We start from the raw sequence: 17,999 nt of genomic DNA, 5'->3' as shown, positions 1-17,999 counted from the left end.
GGCTGCAGAAGCGGAAGATTTCACCATTCCCTGCGCCCGGTGGGCGTGGGGCGGTGTTTAAAGAGGCGGTAGTAGCTGCCAGTTCCCTGTTAAGAAAACGCCACATTGGGGACATGTATGAGTGGGGACAGCACCCGAGGCCAGCTGATGACACAGCTGGAGGATTTCCTCCAGCATGGAGTCTCCGTGGTCGTCGAGGGACAATTCGGGTCAGGAAAGACCGAGTCTTTACGGGCGGCATCCCTTTCGCTCGAATCCGACAGCCACATCGTCCGTCTTCGAGGGACGCCCCGGGGCAGCGGAACCGCATACCTCGCACTGGGAGAGCTCATCCGGGTGCCTGCGGGCTCGACCCTCCACCCGGCGACCGTTTTCGCCCAGCTCTCGGCCAGGCTGCGGGACTTGGCCACTGACCGGCCGGTCATCCTGCTGATCGACAATTTCGATTTCCTGGACCCCGAGAGCCGGGCCCTGTGCACCATGGTGCTGGGAATGTCATCGGTCACACTTCTCGTGTCCTGCAACCGGGTAGACGACAGCCCGGAATTGCGGGCAGCAGTCAATAGCCGGTCCATTGAGCTCCTGACTCTCACGCCCTTGTCGGTGGACGAGGGCAGGGACGTGATTACACGTGTCCTGGGTGGACCGGTCTCCACCTCGGTGGCGAACTCCCTACACGCGCATTCCCGGGGGAACGCCCGGATTCTGGCCATGCTCTGCGCCCACGCACGGGAGAACGGCAACATTGCCCTGGTCGACGGGCGATGGCGGACTACCCCGCACTACTCCGAACCTTTCACCAGCGGATCCCTCCGCAGCGGTCTGGCTGTGCTGCAGTCACGGCTCAATAGTGCTGAGCGGGCTGCGCTGGAGATCCTCGCCGCCGCCGGGTCCGTCCACATCGACGTCCTTGCCCAGCACTGCGACATGGGGGCGCTGGAACGACTGCAACGCGAAGGTATGGTCGAGGCGCGCGACGGTGGAAACACGTATTGGCTGCATAGCAAAGGCCTCGCCCACATCCTGCGGCAAACCCTGGGCATAGCCAGGAGCCGTGAGGTTTGGTCAACAATTGTCGAGCCCGGGATGGCGCAGCGAGGGGTGCGGCCGCCCGGTGCCAACATCGTCTGGGCATTGCAGCGCGGTATTGAGGTGAATGACTCGGCACTGCTGGCCGCAGCCGACGACGCGCTGCGGGCCTACTCGCCACGAATAGCGCTCGACCTCGCCTCGGCGGTCGCAGCGCAAACCGGATTGGCCCAGCGGGTCCAGGCCGAAGCGCACTGGTTCCTTGGACAGTCCGAGGAGGGCAGGAAATTCCTGTTTGCAGGTGCCGCTGACGTTGCAGGGGCACCCGGAGCGGTAGTAGGCGAAGCCGACGTCGGACGACTCTTGCAGTCCGTCTTTGCTGCCCGTGAGGCTTCGCTGGAAGAGGTCGGGGGCGACACCGTGGCGCAGTTGCTGGTCCTGCGGCGCACCGGCGACTATCGGGCAGTGCTTGATCTCTTTCGCTCGATTACCCTCCCTGCGTGGCCCGACGCCCGCTACCTGGTGACCATGGTCGCCGCCGAAGCCCATGCGGTATGCGGGGACTCGGCCCGTGCCCGCATGCTCACCATTGAATGCGGGCTGGTGTACCGCAGCGTGCGCTCCGCGGTGGTGCGGGAGATTGGTGAGACCGCCCACTACCGGGTGCTGTTCCTCAACGGCGAGTGGCGCGGTCTCACCGACATCCTCAGCCAGAATGTACTCCGGCGCCCAGGCCGGCTTCTCTTCGGGGAACAGTCCACGCTCCTGCTGCCAAGCCTGGTCTCCCGGGAACCACGTGACGCGGTGATCGGTGGGGAGCGTGGCGTGCGGATTCCTACCGACACGTTTGGCTGGTTCGCAGCCCGATGCGCCGACCTCTTCGGAGAACCGGACGACCATGGACAGGTCGCCGCCGGGTTCAAGGAACTTGCTGGACATGGGAAGCTGGCGGGGCTGCTGGGCCTGCAGCTCTTCGCGCTCGGATCCATGGTGTTAACACAGGGCCAGCACAACGCGGACGCCACTCCCGACCACGGCTTCAACGAGTTGGATCTCAAGCGTCTTGAACGGTGTGCCCGATCCACCACGGGGCCTCTCGCCCGCCAGCTGGGCCTGCTCGCCGATGGTGTGCTGTCAGGAGAGCCGATCACCCTCGTCAGGGCCGCGCAAGCAGCAGCCCGGCAAGGCAACACCGCGTTGTCGGGGGTGGCCGCCACTCTGGCGTCCCGCGCAGCGGGCAGGGTCAGGCAGCCTGACGTCCAACGGGCCGCCCAGGAGCTGGTCCCCGGACCTGAGCTTCACCTTGACCTGCAGGCAGAGACCGAGGTGCTGACGCGCCGGGAGCGTCAGGTGGTTGATCTTGCCGTGTCCCGCAGCAAGAACTCCGAGATCGCGGCACTGCTGGGAATTTCCCCCAGGACCGCCGAGCGTCACCTGCAGAATGCGTACCGGAAACTGGGGGTCTCGACCAGGGAGCAATTGCGGCAGGCACTGCTGCCTCTCGATGACGGTGCAGAATCGGGCGGTGCATGACCAGCCAGCCCCGCGCAGACAACCTCAAACGAAGCATTCTCGACGAGGTACTTCACGCAGCGGGACGCGAGTTGGTGACTGACCGAGGAGGCGGGTTGATTCTGACCACCTCCACCGTCTTCGGCGGAGACTTCCTGCTTGCACGCATACTGGCATCCGCTGCCCCCGGCTGCACGGTGAACGTGCAGGGCACCGAGCCCTTCGCGGATGTCTCGTATGCCCCGCTGGCACCCCTCCTCCTCGATTCGCCCGACATCAACTTCCGGTCGGAACTTGAAGTGTTGTCCGCTGTCCGGGACCGTATCAAGCGACTGGCCGACGGGGGGAGCTGCGTGGTGGTGGTGCGTGGCCCCGAGCACCTCGATTCGTCGAGCATTGCCATCCTGACCAGGCTCGCGGAATCTCCGGAGATTGGACTGCTCATTCGAAGCGGCCCCCGTAGCCAGCTTCCCCTGGACCTTGAACTGTCGCTGGCGGACGGCTTCATCGACGAGGTCCAGATCCCGGTACTCTCCCCGGCAGACGTCCGGGAGTACTTCGGGACCATCCTGGGAGCGACGCTGCCGATGCTTTCCAGCACCCTCGTATGCGACGTGATCGGGGGAAGCCCGGTGTTGCTGGAAATGGTCTCCCGGGATGAAGAGTTACAGCATCTGATCGAGGTCCGTGACGGTGTCTGGATACTTCCCCGGGAGCTCAGCCTGACCGATCGAATGGCTGAAAGGATCTTCAGCCTGATCGCCGACTACGGTCAGCAGGAAACCGATGTCCTCCTCACAGTCGCCCTCGCCCACCAGATTCCGGTGGACGTGGTCGTTGATCTGTGGGGGGTTAATGCGGTCAACGACCTGCTTCTGGAGGGTGCGCTGACCCGGGTGGAAGACGCCGGACAGATCTGGCTGCGTGCCTCCCCACCCATCCTTGGAGCGGCCATCCGACACCGGATCGAACCGTTCCGGTCGCGACGGCTCTGGGAGAACGTCAACCAGCACCTCAGTAACCTCTCCAACACCCCTGGCGTGATCCACCGGGTGATGTGGAAGCTGTCAGTGGGGGTGGTCGTCGAGGACCGGGAGGTTCTCATCGCCGCCACACTGGCTAACTGCCTTGACCAACCGGACACCGCCGAACTGCTGCTGCAACTGCTCCCGTCCGACTTGACCGTTGACGATGCAGGGATCGTCGCAGCCGCCGAGGTGCAGCGGGCACGGGCCGAATTCTACGACGGCCGGACAGATCTCGCGCTGTCCCGCATCCGCCAGCTCCTGATGGGAAACCCTGGCCCTGAGGTGCTCGCCTCGGTGGTCCACTTTGTCTTCCAGCTCAATCTTGCCACCGGGATGGGCGCCTCCACGCTGGCGCAGGCGATCCGGCGTCGGTCCGCTGCAGCGTCAACGGGGGAGACCTATGAGCGCACGCTGATGATGCGGCTCGGCAGCGACCTGCAGCAACTCGTGGGGGGCACCATTCCGGAGGAACCGGTTGTAGAAGCGGCAGGGCTGCCCGACGATCCGAATGAGGCGATGTGCTGGCACGTCGTCGCAGGGGAGTTGCACTACCGCCGTGGGGATCTTCACGCTGCGGCCGCGGAGTTCACGCGCGCCCTCGACATCATCCTTGAGGAAGATTGTCTACGGAACTACGGCGGGTATGTGGTGGTGCGGCTGATGTTCCTGTTGGCCGGCGGTGGCTTTTGGGAGGACCTGGCGGCCCTCCAAGCCAAGCTCACGCATGGCAGGGCGCCGTGGGTGAAACGGTCTATCGGTTTCTGGGAGCTGGTGGTGGGCCTGACAGAGCTTCGTCGTGGACGGCCGGTAACGGCCCTCGTCCATCTGCGGACTGCCGTGGTGGTGCTCCGGGGCAGGGACATCAAGCGGTTCAGGCCACTAGCCAACGCACTGGCCGCCTACACGGCCTGGCTGATCGGAGATCCCAGCCTTGAGGGGTACGTCGCGGAATATGGCCGGCTCACTCACCTGGGGCCCCCCGAACGCCTGATGCTGGCGGAGGCCTACATGGCGGTGGTCCGGGAACCACCCGATTCCCCGTTGATCCGTCAGCGCAACGCTGTGACGGCGGAGGTGGCGAATCCCCAACTCCGCACCGAACTGACCGTTCTGGGGGTGCAGGCTGGTGCGTCCGATGCCATCTCCAGGGCCATCCACTGTTCGGCAGGGCTGACTGATCCACGTGCCCAAAGCCTGAACACGGTGTTGAGCGCCCTGGCGGAAGGGGATCCGGCCCGACTCATCGAGGCAGCGGAGTTTTGCCTCGCCCATCGGCAGGAGTTGCTGGTTCCCGTCTGTCTGGGGGTGCTGCTTACCCAATCAGCTGGCTCGAACGGCAAGGTGGTCAGGAGTGCATCGAAACTGCTGGGGCAGCTCGATCCTGAACTTCAGCGGGCGCACCCACAACTGGCGGCCCTCCGCCAGGCCACCCGTCTTACCCCTCGTGAGACGGTTGTCGCCGCAGATGTCGCCGCCGGGAAAACCGCCCGCCAGATCGCGAAGGAGCAGGGAGTGTCCATCAGGACCGTGGATGGGCACGTGGAGAGTATTCTCACGAAGCTGGGTTTGTCCTCACGCAAGGACATCGGTAAGCAAGATCGCTAGGTACCCGCAGCCGCATTTCAAAAACTACGTAAGCGCCACGAAAAGTCAGGTAGTACCTGCGTAGAGAAGGTCAGCCATTCACGGCATAGATTGTTTTCAGGGAAGAAATTCCCAGGTCGGTGCAGACACCAGCACTGAAGCTTAGAGCCGGAGGCGGCTGAGGGACTCCCCAACGATCCTCGCCGCCTCCGCCTCCGCCAGTGCGGAGGTCAGCATCGACCGAGCGGATAACCGACCGCTGACCCACAGATCGGGGCGGTTTCCCGGGGCGAGAGCCGGGAAGCCGCTCTTTCTGTTTTAACCCGGCGTCCTGTCAGCAACGTCAAACCCCATAGACTTCAGGCCATGGCATCCCATCACCTGAAACGACTTATGCTGCTGCGGCACGCCAAATCGGACTGGCCCCGCAACGTCGAGGATTTTGAGCGTCCCCTGAGTTCCCGCGGGCACCGGGATGCCCCGCTTCCCGGTGCGTGGATGGTGGAGCACGACGCCGTCCCGGACCTTATCCTCTGTTCCTCGGCTCTGCGGACGCGTCAGACCTGCACCTGGATTTGCCAGGAGCTGGGCGACAAGGCGCCCACCCCCAAGCTCGAGGACCGCCTCTACTCTGCGACCGCCACGGACATCCTGGCACTGATCAATCACGTGCCGGCAACGGTCACGAGCCTCCTGGTCATCACCCATATGCCGGGCGTCCAGGAGCTGGCCATGCGGTTGGCCTCAGCGGACTCCGACGAGGATGCGGTGATGGAAATGGCAACCCACTACCCCACGTCGGGGCTGTCGGTGCTCGAGCATGACCGGCGCTGGAGCGAACTGGATGGACGCGACGCGGTCATGACCGACTTCGTGGTGCGGCGGGCCTAGAGTCCATACTTCTCGAGCAGGCGCAACCAGACTTCGCTGATGGTCGGGTAGGCGGGTACCGCGTGCCAGAGCCGGTCCAGCGGGACCTCGCCCGCAATCGCTATGGTGGCGGCATGCAGCAGTTCTGCTACGTCTGGCCCGGCGAAAGTCACCCCGACGAGGACCCGGCGATCCTCATCAACGACCATCTGGGCCCACCCCTGATAGCCATCCGTGTGCAGGGCCGATCCGGCCACGGCGATTTCCAGCGACGTCTCGCTGACGGTGAGTCCGGCTTCCCGTGCCTGTTCGACGGTGCGCCCGGCCATCGCGATCTCGGGATCGGTGAACACCACCTGGGGTACGGCGTAGCGGTCAGCTGACGCCGCGTACGGGCTCCAGTCCTCGACGGTGTCGCCGAGGGTACCCGCCGCGCGTGCCGCGATTGCCGAGCCGGTGACGCGGGCCTCGTATTTGCCCTGGTGGGTCAGCAGGACCTTGCCCGCCGCATCGCCGACGGCGTACAGCCAGTCCGCGCCCTCGACCCGGCCGGACTGATCGGTCACCAGGTTCCCGGGGTCGAGGTCAAGGTCTTCCAGGCCCAGATTTGCCAGCGCCGGACGCCTGCCGGTGGAGACCAGGAGCTTCTCGGCGGTCACCGTCTTGCCTCCGCCGAGGGCGATCGTGAATGAACCGCCTGCTGGCTGCCGCACGGACTCAGTGGCTGTGTCAGTCAGGACGACGACGCCGTCGCCTTCCAGCCCCTTGCGGACCAGGGCACCAGCAGGCTGCGGGTAGTTGGAGAGCAGGCCGCTTCGGGCGATGATGGTGACCTTTGTCCCCAACCGGGCGAAGGCCTGGGCCAGTTCGGCGCCTGCGACGCCGCCGCCCAGGACTGCCAGCGACTCGGGCACCTGGGTGGCAGAGGTGGCTTCCCGTGTACCCCAGAATTCCACATCGTCCAGGCCGTCAATGGGCGGGGTGGTGGGTGTGGATCCGGTGGCAAGGACTACCGCCACGCGCGCGGTCAGGTCAGTGGCGTCGTCGTTGTTGTCCCTCACCTCGACCGATCGCTCACCCGTGAGCCGCGCCGTTCCCCGGACCAGGGTGATGCCGCTGTCCCTGACCCAGTCGGCCTGCGAGGAATCGTCCCAGTTGGAGGTGAACTCGGTGCGACGGTCCAGGACCTGTTGGGCGTCGAGGGTGCCGGTGACTGCCTCCCGCGCACCGGCGACCGAGGATGCGGCCTTCAGCGCGGTCCCGGGGCGGAGGAGGGCCTTGGACGGCATACACGCCCAGTAGGAGCATTCCCCGCCCACCAGCTCGGATTCGATCAGCGCGGCGGACAGGCCAGCCTGCACCACACGATCCGCTACATTCTCGCCGACAGCGCCGGCGCCAATCACGATTACGTCGAAGTCATGTGAGTCAGTCATGCCTTGAGCTTTTCACCGTCGGTGCCGCGGGGCAACCTCTGCGGGCTGCGGGCAAAAGAAATGCCCTCCACCTGTGGGGGAGGGCATTTCATCAAACCGTGCGCGCGAAGGGACTCGAACCCCCAACCTCCTGATCCGTAGTCAGGTGCTCTATCCATTGAGCTACGCACGCATCGCCGTTAGCTAACGTTGTGTCACTGCCGTTTTCAGGCGAACCACGCGGTTATTGGCCGTAGATAACTTTACAGCTATTGCCGACCTACGCCTAATTTGCCGGACCCCAGGGGCTGATCGAGGAGGCAGGGGCTTCCCTGGCCCGTTCGTGACTAGACCGGTCTACGTGACCTTAATCACATTAAGTGCTCTTGACACGGCCAAGTCACCGTGAATTCTAGGGAAATATCTAGGAAGACCCCGGTGAAGCCCTCGTGACGGTGCTCAGCGCCTGAGTGACATGGACCATAGCATCGTTACACCACCGACCCAACGAAGGGACATGTTATGGGCGATCCCGTACGCCAGCTGGTTGATGACCACCACCTGAACGCAACTGATCAGGGCACGCAGGCCCCTGCGCCGACCACTCACGCTGGATTGATCGCGTGGGTTCAGGAAGTTGCCGATATGGTCCAGCCTGAGCGGGTGTATTGGGTCACCGGATCCGTTGAGGAGAACAAGGCGCTCACCGACGAACTGGTGGACGCTGGAACCCTCCGGCGCCTTAACCCTGAAACGTTCCCCAATTCCTTTGCGGCCTTCTCTGATCCAGCGGACGTGGCACGGGTTGAGGAGCAGACCTTCATCTGTTCCCAGAACGAGCGTGACGCGGGGTTCACCAACAACTGGATGGACCCCGACCAGATGAAGGAGAAGCTGAGGGGACTCTTCACCGGTGCCATGCGCGGCCGCACTATGTACGTGATCCCGTTTGTGATGGGTCACCTCGATGCCGCCAACCCCAAGTTCGGTGTCGAAATCACCGACAGTGCCTACGTGGTCAGCTCCATGCGCATCATGGCCAACATCGGCACCGAGGTGCTGGCACGGATGACGGAGCTCAACGCCGAGTACGTCCCCGCGCTGCACTCCCTCGGTGCGCCCCTCGCCGAGGGTGAGACGGACGTGCCCTGGCCGTGCAACGCCGACAAGTGGATTGTCCACTTCCCGGAGGAGCGTTCCATCTGGTCGTTCGGTTCCGGATATGGCGGCAACGCCCTGCTGGGCAAGAAGTGCTACGCCCTGCGGATTGCCTCGGTGATGGCACGGGATGAGGGGTGGCTGGCGGAGCACATGCTCATCCTCAAACTCACCTCCCCGGAGAACAAGACCTACTACGTGTCGGCCGCATTCCCCTCTGCCTGCGGCAAGACCAACCTTGCCCTGCTGGACCCCACCATTGAGGGCTGGAAGGTTGAGACGCTGGGCGATGACATCACCTGGATGCGGTTCGGCGACGAAGGCGAACTGCGGGCCATCAATCCCGAAGCCGGCCTGTTCGGCGTCGCGCCCGGCACCGGCTGGCTCACGAACCCCAATGCGATGCGCGCGATCGCCAAGGGCAACTCAATCTTCACCAATGTTGCCCTGACCGATGACGGCGGCGTGTGGTGGGAAGGGATGACCGCCGAGGTGCCCGATCACCTGACCGACTGGCAGGGGAATGAATGGACGCCCGCGTCGGACAAGACAGCGGCCCACCCGAATGCCCGGTTCTGCACCCCGATCGACCAGATCGACATGCTGGCCGACGAGTTCAACCACCCGGAAGGCGTGGAAATCTCGGCCATCCTCTTCGGCGGCCGACGGAAGACCACAGTGCCCTTGGTCACCCAGTCGCGCGACTGGACCAACGGCATCTTCATGGGCTCCACCCTCTCCTCCGAGACCACCGCGGCGGCAGCAGGCGAGGTCGGCCGGGTACGCCGCGACCCGATGGCAATGCTGCCCTTCATCGGGTACGACGCCGGTGACTACCTGCGCCACTGGATCACCCTGAGCGGCAAGGCCGACCAGGACCGGTTGCCCAAGATCTTCCTGGTGAACTGGTTCCGGCGGACCGCTGACGGTGGATTCGCCTGGCCGGGCTTCGGCGAAAACTCCCGGGTGATGAAGTGGGTCATCGAACGCCTGGAAGGAACCGCCGACGCCGTCGAAACTCCCATCGGTTTCGTGCCTACCGGAGATTCGCTGGACCTCGCCGGTCTGGACATGACCCCGGAGGAGGTCGACGCCGCCGTGCGTGTTGACCCCGAGGAGTGGGCGACCGAACTGGCCGGTATCGAGGAGTGGTACTCCCGGTTCGGGGACTCCCTCCCCGCCGAGCTCCAGGATCAGCTGACCGGGCTCAAGGAGCGATTCGCTCACTGATTGGCTCGATCCCTCTGACTGACGGAAGGCACCCGGTGAAGAAATCTACCGGGTGCCTTCCGTTGTCCACGGGCTGCGGGGAGATGCCGCGGCGTCCCTTACTGGCGAACCTGCTCCAGCACCTGCTCGGTCAGCGTTTCCAGGACCTGTGGATCGACGGCTTCAGCGTTCAGCCGCAGGTAGGGCTCAGTGTTGGAGGCACGGAGATTGAACCACCATGATCCGTCATCCGCTGTAAACGTCAACCCGTCGAGTTCGTCCACCGTGACGCCGTCGTTCTCGAATTCCTCGCGCACCCGGGCAACAGCCGAGGGGACGTCGTCCAGCCGCGAATTGATCTCACCCGAGGCGAAGTAGGGCTCGTACTCGCGGCCCAGTTCGGACAGCGGCCCGGACTGCTCACCCAGTGCGGCCAGCACGTGCATGGCCGCCAGCATCCCGGTGTCGGCGTTCCAGAAATCCCTGAAGTAGTAGTGAGCGGAGTGCTCGCCGCCAAACACGGCACCCTCCTCGGCCATCACGGCCTTGATGAAGGAGTGCCCCACCCGGGTGCGGACGGGGCGTCCACCCAGGCGTTTTACCAGTTCGGGCACCGCGCGGGAGGTGATGAGGTTGTGGATGATGACGGGGGTATCTTCTCCGTCGGCCTGCGCGCGCACTATTTCCCGGCGGGCCACCATCGCGGTGACAGCGCTGGGTGAGACCGGGTTGCCCTGTTCGTCGATGACGAAGCAGCGGTCGGCGTCGCCGTCGAAGGCAATCCCAATATCCGCCTGGTTGCTGACCACTGCCGCCTGCAGGTCCCTGAGGTTCTCCGGTTCCAGCGGGTTGGCCGGGTGGTTCGGGAACGACCCGTCGAGCTCGAAGTACAGGGGGATGATCTCGAGGGGAAGTTGGGGCAGCAGCGTGTCGCCCAGAACGGCCGGTGTGGTGAGACCGCCCATCCCGTTGCCTGCATCCACCACCACCTTCAGCGGGCGCGACCCGGAGAGGTCAACCAGCGAGCGCAGGTACTCGGCGTAACCGCGGAGCGCGTCTCGGACGCCCATGGTGCCGGTGCGTTCCGCCGCTGGAATGGACCCGCTGTTCAGGTACTGCTCGGCGAGGGCCTGGATCTCTACCAGGCCGGTCTCCGAGGACACTGGAACGGCTCCGGCCCGGCACATCTTCATGCCGTTGTACTCGGCAGGATTGTGGCTCGCGGTGAAGGTTACGCCGGCTGCGTTGAGGGTGCCGCTGGCGTAGTACAGCTCATCGGTCGAGATCAGGTCCAACAGCACGACGTCGGCACCCCGGCCAGTGGCACCGCGCGCGAACGCCTGGCTGAACTCGGGCGACGACGGGCGCATGTCACCGCCCACCAGAACGGTCTGCCCCCCGAGGTCGAGCACGTCCACGAAGGCAGCGCCCACCGCTTCGACAATCTCGGTGGTGATGCTCTCGCCCACGATGCCGCGGACATCGTAGGCCTTGAAGGATGCTGAAAGATCGAAGGATTTGTTCACTGGGAGAGTCTAACTGTTGGCCTCCGCCAGACAAGGCGTGTGGAGGCGAAGACGGGTGCGGTATCCACAGCCGGTGACCCGCCCACCGAGGGTGTCAGTGGGGGCTGCAATACTAGGGCTCATGGTTGACACCACAACACTCCATGACCAAGCAGCCGAAATTCTACGGACCCTGGTAGGTCGGGACGACGCCGAGTTCCATGACGGCCAGTTCGAGGCGATCGAGGCTCTGGTGAACGGCGGGCGACGGGCGCTCGTGGTGCAGCGCACTGGCTGGGGCAAGTCAGCGGTGTATTTCGTCGCGAGTCTGCTGCTGCGATCGCGCGGCGCGGGGCCCACGCTTATCGTGTCGCCCCTGCTGGCGCTGATGCGCGACCAGGTCGCGGCGGCGGCGCGGGCCGGTGTCCGGGCCGAAGCGATCAATTCTGCGAACCAGACGGACTGGCAGGAGATCACCGCCAAGCTCGACGACAACACGGTCGACGTCCTGCTGGTATCACCGGAGCGCCTGAACAACCCGGCGTTCCGCGAACGACACCTTCCAGAGCTGATCCGGCGCACGGGCCTGCTGGTGATCGATGAGGCACACTGCATTTCCGATTGGGGACACGACTTCCGCCCGGATTACCGCCGGCTCCGGGACCTGATCACCCAGCTGCCGGCAGGAGTGCCGGTGCTGGCGACCACGGCAACCGCCAACTCGCGCGTGGTCAGCGATGTCGAGGAGCAGCTGGGCACCGATGGCACCGAGGTGTTCACGCTGCGCGGCACCCTGAAACGTGACTCCCTGCGGCTCGGCGTGCTGCGGTTGCCGAGCCCCCGGTCGCGGTTGGCCTGGGTGTTGACCCATATCGAGGAGCTGCCGGGAAGCGGGATCATTTACGCGCTGACGGTTGCGGCGGCCGAAGATACGGCGCACCTGTTGCGGGCAAACGGGCATCAGGTGCTCGCCTATACCGGCCGCACAGACCCGGCGGATCGCGAGTCGGCCGAGGCTGCCCTGAAAAGCAACGAGGTCAAGGCGCTGGTAGCCACCAGCGCACTGGGCATGGGCTTCGACAAACCGGATCTGGGTTTCGTGGTCCACCTCGGTGCGCCATCGTCCCCTGTCGCCTACTACCAGCAGGTGGGGCGCGCCGGACGTGGCACCCCCAACGCTGACGTTTTGCTCCTGCCGGGCACCGAGGACCGCGAGATCTGGGAGTACTTTGCCACCTCCTCGATGCCGTCCGAGGAAAAGGCAACCCGGGTGCTCGACGCGCTCGGCTCCGGAACGGTTTTGTCCACGCCGGCCCTCGAAGCGCAGGTCAACCTCAAACGCACCCCGCTGGAGCTGCTGCTCAAGGTGCTGGACGTGGATGGCGCCGTCCGGAAGGTGCAGGGCGGCTGGGAAAGCACCGGCACCCCGTGGCTGTATGACAGCGAACGGTATGGGCGGATCGCCCAGGCGCGGGTCGCCGAGCAGAAATCAATGCTGGACTACGAGAACACGACGGGCTGCCGGATGGAGTTCCTGGCCGCGGCCCTCGACGATCCGACGGCGGCGCCCTGCGGACGGTGCGACAACTGCGCCGGCCCCTGGTACTCGGATGAGGTGGCGCACGACGCGTCCGATAGCGCCCAGAAGGCGCTCAGCAAGGTTGGCGTCGAGGTGGACCCGCGTGGCCAGTGGCCCAGCGGGATGGACAAGCTGGGGGTGCAGGTCAAGGGCCGCATCCCCGCAAACCAGGCCAACGGGTCGGGAAGGGCGCTGGCACGGTTCACCGACCTTGGATGGGGGAGCCGCCTCCGCGAGATGCTCGCTGATACGACCCCCGATCAGCCCCTCGGCCCGCTGGCCGTTGAAGCCTGTGTCTCGGTGCTGGCCCAGTGGGGATGGGAAACCCGTCCGGTCGCCGTGGTCAGTGTGCCATCGCGGCGGCGCCCCCTGCTGGTGCAATCTCTGGCGGAAGGGCTGGCCGGAGTGGGCCGGATCCCGTACCTCGGCGCCCTGCAGACACCGCACGGTTGGCCCACCGGAGCTCCCGGCGGCAACAGCGCGTTCCGGCTGGCAGCGGTCTGGGATCGGTTCGCCGTCCCGGAGGAGGGCCGGGAATGGTTCGCGGCCAACCCTGGGCCGGTGCTGCTGGTGGACGATCTTGCCGACAGCCGCTGGACCATCACCGTGGCCGGCAAAGCGTTGCGGGACGCCGGTACACAGGAAGTTCTCCCGTTTGTTCTGGCGTTGAAGGCTTAGTCCTTCCCCGGACACACAAAAGCACCCCCAACCGAGGTTGGGGGTGCTTTCACTTTTCGCGGAGACGGGGGGATTTGAACCCCCGGTAGGCTTTAGGCCCACACTTCATTAGCAGTGAAGCCCATTCGGCCGCTCTGGCACGTCTCCAGCGGCTATTACTAGCCACCCAAGGCTACCTGTAAGAACCGGGCAAGAGCAAAACCACTGATGGCTACAGCCCGCCGGTCAGTGCCTTCCACAGAAACTCCTGCGACATGACGTGCATGCGGGCCGCCTGCCGGTTGTCTGACGCGCCCGCGTGGCCACCCTCCAAGGCCTCGTGGAACCACACATTGCCGATCTCCATCGCCTTCATCCGGGCGGCCATCTTTCGCGCCTGGACCGGCCCCACCCGGTCATCGCTGGTAGCGGTCCAGATCAGCGTGCGCGGGTAGCTGACCCCTGTCCGCAACTGGTGGTACGGGGAGAAGGTCTTCACGTACTCCCATTCCTCAGGCTTGTCTGGGTCACCGTACTCGGCAATCCAGGAGTAGCCGGCAGAGAGCTTCGTGTAGCGGCGCATGTCCAGCAGCGGCACCCCGCAGGAGATGGCGCCGAAGAGGTGCGGGTAGTGGGTGAGCATGTTACCCACCAGCAGTCCGCCGTTGCTGCGCCCAGTGCACCCGAGCAGCTCGGGGCGCGTCACCCCGCGGGACACCAGGTCTTCGGCGATAGCCGCGAAGTCCTCGTAGGCGCGGTGGCGGTTGGCATGCAACGCCGCCTGATGCCAGGCCGGGCCGTACTCACCGCCGCCGCGGATATTCGCCAGCACATACACGCCATTCCGGCCGCCGTCGGTAGTCCGCTCCAACCAGCCGCGGCCGATGACACCGGAGTAGGAGGGGAGCATCGCGTTCTCAAATCCTCCATAGCCGGACAGGAGGGTGGGATTCGTGCCGTCGAGCACCAGGTCCTTCGCCCCGACCTGGAAATACGGCACGCGGGTGCCGTCCTTGGACACTGCAAAGTGCTGCTCAACCGTGAACCGGTCGTCATCGAAGAACGACGGCGTGGCCTTCACCGGGGCATGCGTTCCGCCGATGGCGCCACGCAGCAGGGTCGACGGGGTGAGGAAACCGCTGATCACCAGCCAGTAGTCGTTTCCTGCGTCGTCCTCGTCATCCACGGCGAAGGCCTCCACCGAATGCAGCGGCGGGCACGCATCAAGGATTTCCGACCGCCAGTTGTCCGAGGGCTTCAGGACCCGAATCTCCGAGGACACATCGTTGAGGAGGTTGACCATGAGGTAGTCCCGTGTCCAGCTCCAGGACTGCAGTGAGGTCGTCGCATCGGGCTGGAACAGGGTGATCAGTGAGCGGTCGCCAGCCAGGAACGAGTCCAGTTCCACCCCGAGCAGGGACCCTGCGGCAAACACCGTGCCGTCTACGTCCCAGTCCGTCCGCGGCCGGAGAATCAGCCATTGCCGGTGAAACGAGACGTTCACGTCGTCGGGCACATCCAGCTGGACCCACCCGTCGGCGCCGCGCAGGTGGGTCCGGCTGGTGTAAAAGTCGATGGTGTCCACGGCGATGTCCCGCTCGTAACCGGGTGTCTGGTCCCGCACCACCAGGGCCATCATGTGGGTTTCAGGGATCTCGAAATCCAGTGCCGCGGTGGCCAGCGGCTGACCCCGGCGCACCGTGCGGACCGTCCGGGGGTAGGAACTGGTGGTGATGGACCCGGGACCGAAGTCGGTGGCGACGTGCAGTGCATCAGGTCCGGCCCAGCTGATCCGGCTCTTCGCGGCCGGGACGTCGAAACCGCCCGCCACGAAAGTCCGGGAGACGACGTCGAACTCGCGGTAGCGGCGCGCATCTCCACCGTCGGGGGAGAGCGCCACCAGGCAGCGCTGGTAGGGCGCTCCATCGACCGGGCGGAGGAACGAAGCCCCGCCCCATACCCATTCGGTGCCCTCGTCGGCGCTGAGTGCATCGAGTTCCAGGAGCACTTCCCACTCGGTGTGGGCTGCCGTGAAGCTATCCCAGGTGGTGCGGCGCCACAGTCCCTTGGGATGTTCGCGGTCCCGCCAGAAGTTGTAGTAGTGACCGCCCCGCTTGGAGACCAGCGGGATGCGCTCCGTCGAGTCGAGGACTTCCAGGACTTTGCGCTCCATGTCCTGGAAATCGTCGGTGACCAGCTGCTGCTCGGTGACAGCGTTCTCGGCTCGGACCCATTCAAGGGGTGAATCGCCGTAGATGTCTTCGAGCCAGATGAACTCGTCGTCGGAGGTCGGACCGGTTTGCTGGTCTGTGGTGGAGGTCATATTTCTATCCTATGCACGCCTCGCGCGGCCCCCGAACCGGGGGCGGCCCGGACGGGCGCCCTGCCCACCGCCGTCGGAGCGGATACCCTTGTCTGATGCAGACGGGTCGTAACCAACAGGTAGCTGTGGTGGGCGCCGGCCCCCGCGGCACCTCAGTGACGGAACGGCTGATCTCCCAGTGGAGCGCCCTTCCGGACGGTCAGCGGCAACGCCTCGACATCCACCTGATCGACCCGGAACTCCCCGGGCCCGGCCATGTGTGGCGCCCCGACCAGTCGAGACTGTTCCTGATGAACACCCCGTCGCTGTTCCCGTCGGTGGTGCCCGTGGGGCGTGCAGCTGACGGGCTCGTGCCTTCGGTGGTGGACCGATCGTTCAATGACTGGCGTACCGAGATGACCACCGCTCCGGCGCCGTCCCTCTCCTCGGGTGACCGTGAGGAACTGGCACGCCTAGGGGGCTCCGACTTTCCCAGCCGCGCGCTGTACGGCAGGTACCTGGAGTGGATCTACCAGCGGTTGGTGGCCCACTGCGGGGACGGCATCACCGTCACCCACCACGCCACCGACGCACTGAAACTGACGCGGGAGGCCACCGGGTTCCGGGTCGACCTGGCCGACGGTGCGGCCCTCGCCGCCGACGCCGTCGTGCTGTCTCTCGGCCACCTCCCAGCGCAACTCAACCCCGAACAGGACGCCCTGCGCGACGGCGCCGCCCGGCACAGCCTCAACTATTGGCCCCCCGCAGTCCCGGCCGATATCGACTGGAACAGGATTCCGGCGCGGAAACCTGTCCTGGTCAGGGGGCTGGGGCTGAACTTTTTCGACGTGATGATTCAGCTTTCCGAGGGGCGCGGCGGACACTTCGCTCCGGATGAGGCCGGCCAGCTGCAGTACCATCCCACCGGGCGGGAACCGCTTCTCATTGCGGCGTCCCGCCGGGGCGTTCCCTACCGGGCGAAGGCCCAGCTGGACAGTTACCTTCCCCGCAGTGTGTCGCTGCGGCATTGCACGGTGGCTGCCCTGCGGTCCTTCGCGGGCCAGGGTATCCGGCCGGGGTTCGACCATGACATTTGGCCATTGCTTCACCGGGACGTTTTGGGCACCTACTACGCCACCCTGGCCCGGGGCGCGGGTGACCGGCCGGCCGACCCTGACGCCTTCCTGGCGCGGCTCCACGCGGCCCTGGACGTCACCGGCCCGGGGTGGACCTCGGCACTCGAGATGCTTCTCGCCGAGGAGATGCCAGGAGCGCACCGGCTCGACGTCGAAGGGCTTGCACGCCCGTTTGCGGGCCGCCGGTTCGCTGATGCGCAGGAGTACCAGGACGCGGTGCTCGCCTTCCTCGACGCCGACGTCGACGAGTCGATCCGGGGTGAGGACAGTCCCCTGAAGATGGCAATCGGTGCGATGAATGCCGGCCGGACCGTCATCAAGACGGTTGTGGCCGACGGCGGATTGACCGACCAGGCCTGGATGTCCGAGCTCCGCGGCTGGTTTGAGCCCCTCGTGGAAGGCCTGGCCAGTGGTCCGCCGGCTGTGCGGATCGCACAGCTGGCCGCGCTGGCGCGTGCCGGCGTCGTCCGGTTCGTCGGCCCGAATCCCCAGTTCACCATCGACGGCGGGACGGGGCGGTTCGTGGCGTCCTCCCCGTGGGTCGACGGCGAGGAGGCTTCGGCCAGTCATCTGGTGGATGCCATGATGCCGCCGAACCGTGCGGAGGACAGCCTGTCCCCGCTGCTGCGGCAGCTGCTGGAGGACGGGTTGGTCCGGGCCAGGGTGATGATGTCAGAGGACGGTGCGCCCGTCACCTCTCCCGGACTGGACGTGACCCTACCGCCCTACCGGGCGATCGATGGGGCCGGCAGGGCGCAGCCGAACCTGTACGTGATCGGGCTGCAGCTCGCCTCGGTCCAGTGGGGGACGGCCATCGCCGCCGAGGCGCATGCACCCGCCGACGCCGGGGGACGGACCCTGCGCGATGCCGACGGTATTGCAGCGGCGATCCTCGCCAACGGGAGGCAGCCAACAGGGAGCTAGCCATCAGGCTGTCAGCATCGGGTGGTGAGCTGACGGCTGGTTAAGCGCCAAGCGGCGGGCCCCCGAGGGGACCCGCCGCCTGACTGGCAGT

The 17,999-nt window shown here is 65.6% G+C and carries 9 protein-coding genes and 2 tRNA genes; 6 read left to right on the top strand and 5 right to left on the bottom strand.

Features of this window, described 5'->3' with window-relative positions:
* The first annotated feature begins 147 nt into the window (after positions 1 to 147).
* The 3 genes from H4V95_RS16650 to H4V95_RS16640 all read left to right on the top strand — a co-directional run bounded on the left by H4V95_RS16650 (position 148) and on the right by H4V95_RS16640 (position 6,044).
* Complete coding sequence (locus H4V95_RS16650) at positions 148 to 2,562, top strand: LuxR C-terminal-related transcriptional regulator (protein WP_209731112.1); 2,415 nt, start codon at positions 148 to 150, stop codon at positions 2,560 to 2,562.
* Positions 2,559 to 5,174, top strand: coding sequence for a LuxR C-terminal-related transcriptional regulator (locus H4V95_RS16645; protein WP_209731111.1), 2,616 nt, complete (start codon positions 2,559 to 2,561; stop codon positions 5,172 to 5,174). Before H4V95_RS16650 ends, H4V95_RS16645 begins: the two co-directional genes overlap by 4 nt.
* A gap of 345 nt (positions 5,175 to 5,519) precedes the next feature.
* On the top strand, positions 5,520 to 6,044 hold the full coding sequence (locus H4V95_RS16640; RefSeq protein WP_196866413.1) for a histidine phosphatase family protein: 525 nt from the start codon (positions 5,520 to 5,522) through the stop codon (positions 6,042 to 6,044).
* On the opposite strand, the gene H4V95_RS16635 is transcribed toward H4V95_RS16640, so the two are convergent.
* Positions 6,041 to 7,459: an NAD(P)/FAD-dependent oxidoreductase gene (locus H4V95_RS16635; protein WP_209731110.1), complete on the bottom strand. Its 1,419-nt coding sequence runs from the start codon at positions 7,457 to 7,459 to the stop codon at positions 6,041 to 6,043. The two genes, H4V95_RS16640 and H4V95_RS16635, sit on opposite strands and share 4 nt — an antisense overlap.
* A gap of 99 nt (positions 7,460 to 7,558) precedes the next feature.
* Positions 7,559 to 7,631, bottom strand: a tRNA-Arg gene (locus H4V95_RS16630).
* A gap of 329 nt (positions 7,632 to 7,960) precedes the next feature.
* Between H4V95_RS16630 and H4V95_RS16625 the strand changes: the two genes are divergently transcribed.
* Positions 7,961 to 9,826 (top strand): phosphoenolpyruvate carboxykinase (GTP), encoded by a 1,866-nt coding sequence (locus H4V95_RS16625; RefSeq protein ID WP_245345755.1) that lies wholly within the window; start codon positions 7,961 to 7,963, stop codon positions 9,824 to 9,826.
* A gap of 98 nt (positions 9,827 to 9,924) precedes the next feature.
* Here the strand turns inward: H4V95_RS16625 and H4V95_RS16620 are convergent, their stop codons facing one another.
* A complete protein-coding gene (locus H4V95_RS16620) occupies positions 9,925 to 11,331 on the bottom strand; it encodes a phosphomannomutase/phosphoglucomutase (RefSeq protein WP_196866415.1) in 1,407 nt (468 codons plus the stop codon).
* A gap of 121 nt (positions 11,332 to 11,452) precedes the next feature.
* On the opposite strand from H4V95_RS16620, the gene H4V95_RS16615 reads away from it, so the two are divergent.
* A complete protein-coding gene (locus tag H4V95_RS16615) occupies positions 11,453 to 13,567 on the top strand; it encodes a RecQ family ATP-dependent DNA helicase (protein WP_209731109.1) in 2,115 nt (704 codons plus the stop codon).
* 59 nt (positions 13,568 to 13,626) lie between these two features.
* On the opposite strand, the gene H4V95_RS16610 is transcribed toward H4V95_RS16615, so the two are convergent.
* Both H4V95_RS16610 and H4V95_RS16605 read right to left on the bottom strand, forming a co-directional pair.
* Positions 13,627 to 13,714 (bottom strand) — tRNA-Ser (locus H4V95_RS16610).
* 64 nt (positions 13,715 to 13,778) lie between these two features.
* Positions 13,779 to 15,869: a prolyl oligopeptidase family serine peptidase gene (locus H4V95_RS16605; protein WP_196866417.1), complete on the bottom strand. Its 2,091-nt coding sequence runs from the start codon at positions 15,867 to 15,869 to the stop codon at positions 13,779 to 13,781.
* A 95-nt stretch (positions 15,870 to 15,964) separates the two neighbouring features.
* On the opposite strand from H4V95_RS16605, the gene H4V95_RS16600 reads away from it, so the two are divergent.
* Positions 15,965 to 17,908, top strand: a complete 1,944-nt coding sequence (locus H4V95_RS16600; protein WP_209731108.1) for an FAD/NAD(P)-binding domain-containing protein — start codon at positions 15,965 to 15,967, stop codon at positions 17,906 to 17,908.
* The last annotated feature ends 91 nt before the right edge of the window (positions 17,909 to 17,999 follow it).

This window comes from Arthrobacter sp. CAN_C5 (genome assembly GCF_017875735.1).
Classification (GTDB): Bacteria; Actinomycetota; Actinomycetes; order Actinomycetales; family Micrococcaceae; genus Arthrobacter_D.
The sequence above is the reverse complement of the archived record's forward strand: the minus strand, read 5'-3'. Positions and strand labels throughout refer to the sequence as shown.

Coding starts and splice junctions, on each gene's coding strand:
- H4V95_RS16600 (WP_209731108.1), top strand. CDS start 15,965: ATGCAGACGGGTCGTAACCAACAGGTAGCTGTGGTGGGCGCCGGCCCC.
- H4V95_RS16635 (WP_209731110.1), bottom strand. CDS start 7,459: ATGACTGACTCACATGACTTCGACGTAATCGTGATTGGCGCCGGCGCT.
- H4V95_RS16645 (WP_209731111.1), top strand. CDS start 2,559: ATGACCAGCCAGCCCCGCGCAGACAACCTCAAACGAAGCATTCTCGAC.
- H4V95_RS16615 (WP_209731109.1), top strand. CDS start 11,453: ATGGTTGACACCACAACACTCCATGACCAAGCAGCCGAAATTCTACGG.
- H4V95_RS16640 (WP_196866413.1), top strand. CDS start 5,520: ATGGCATCCCATCACCTGAAACGACTTATGCTGCTGCGGCACGCCAAA.
- H4V95_RS16650 (WP_209731112.1), top strand. CDS start 148: ATGACACAGCTGGAGGATTTCCTCCAGCATGGAGTCTCCGTGGTCGTC.
- H4V95_RS16625 (WP_245345755.1), top strand. CDS start 7,961: ATGGGCGATCCCGTACGCCAGCTGGTTGATGACCACCACCTGAACGCA.
- H4V95_RS16605 (WP_196866417.1), bottom strand. CDS start 15,869: ATGACCTCCACCACAGACCAGCAAACCGGTCCGACCTCCGACGACGAG.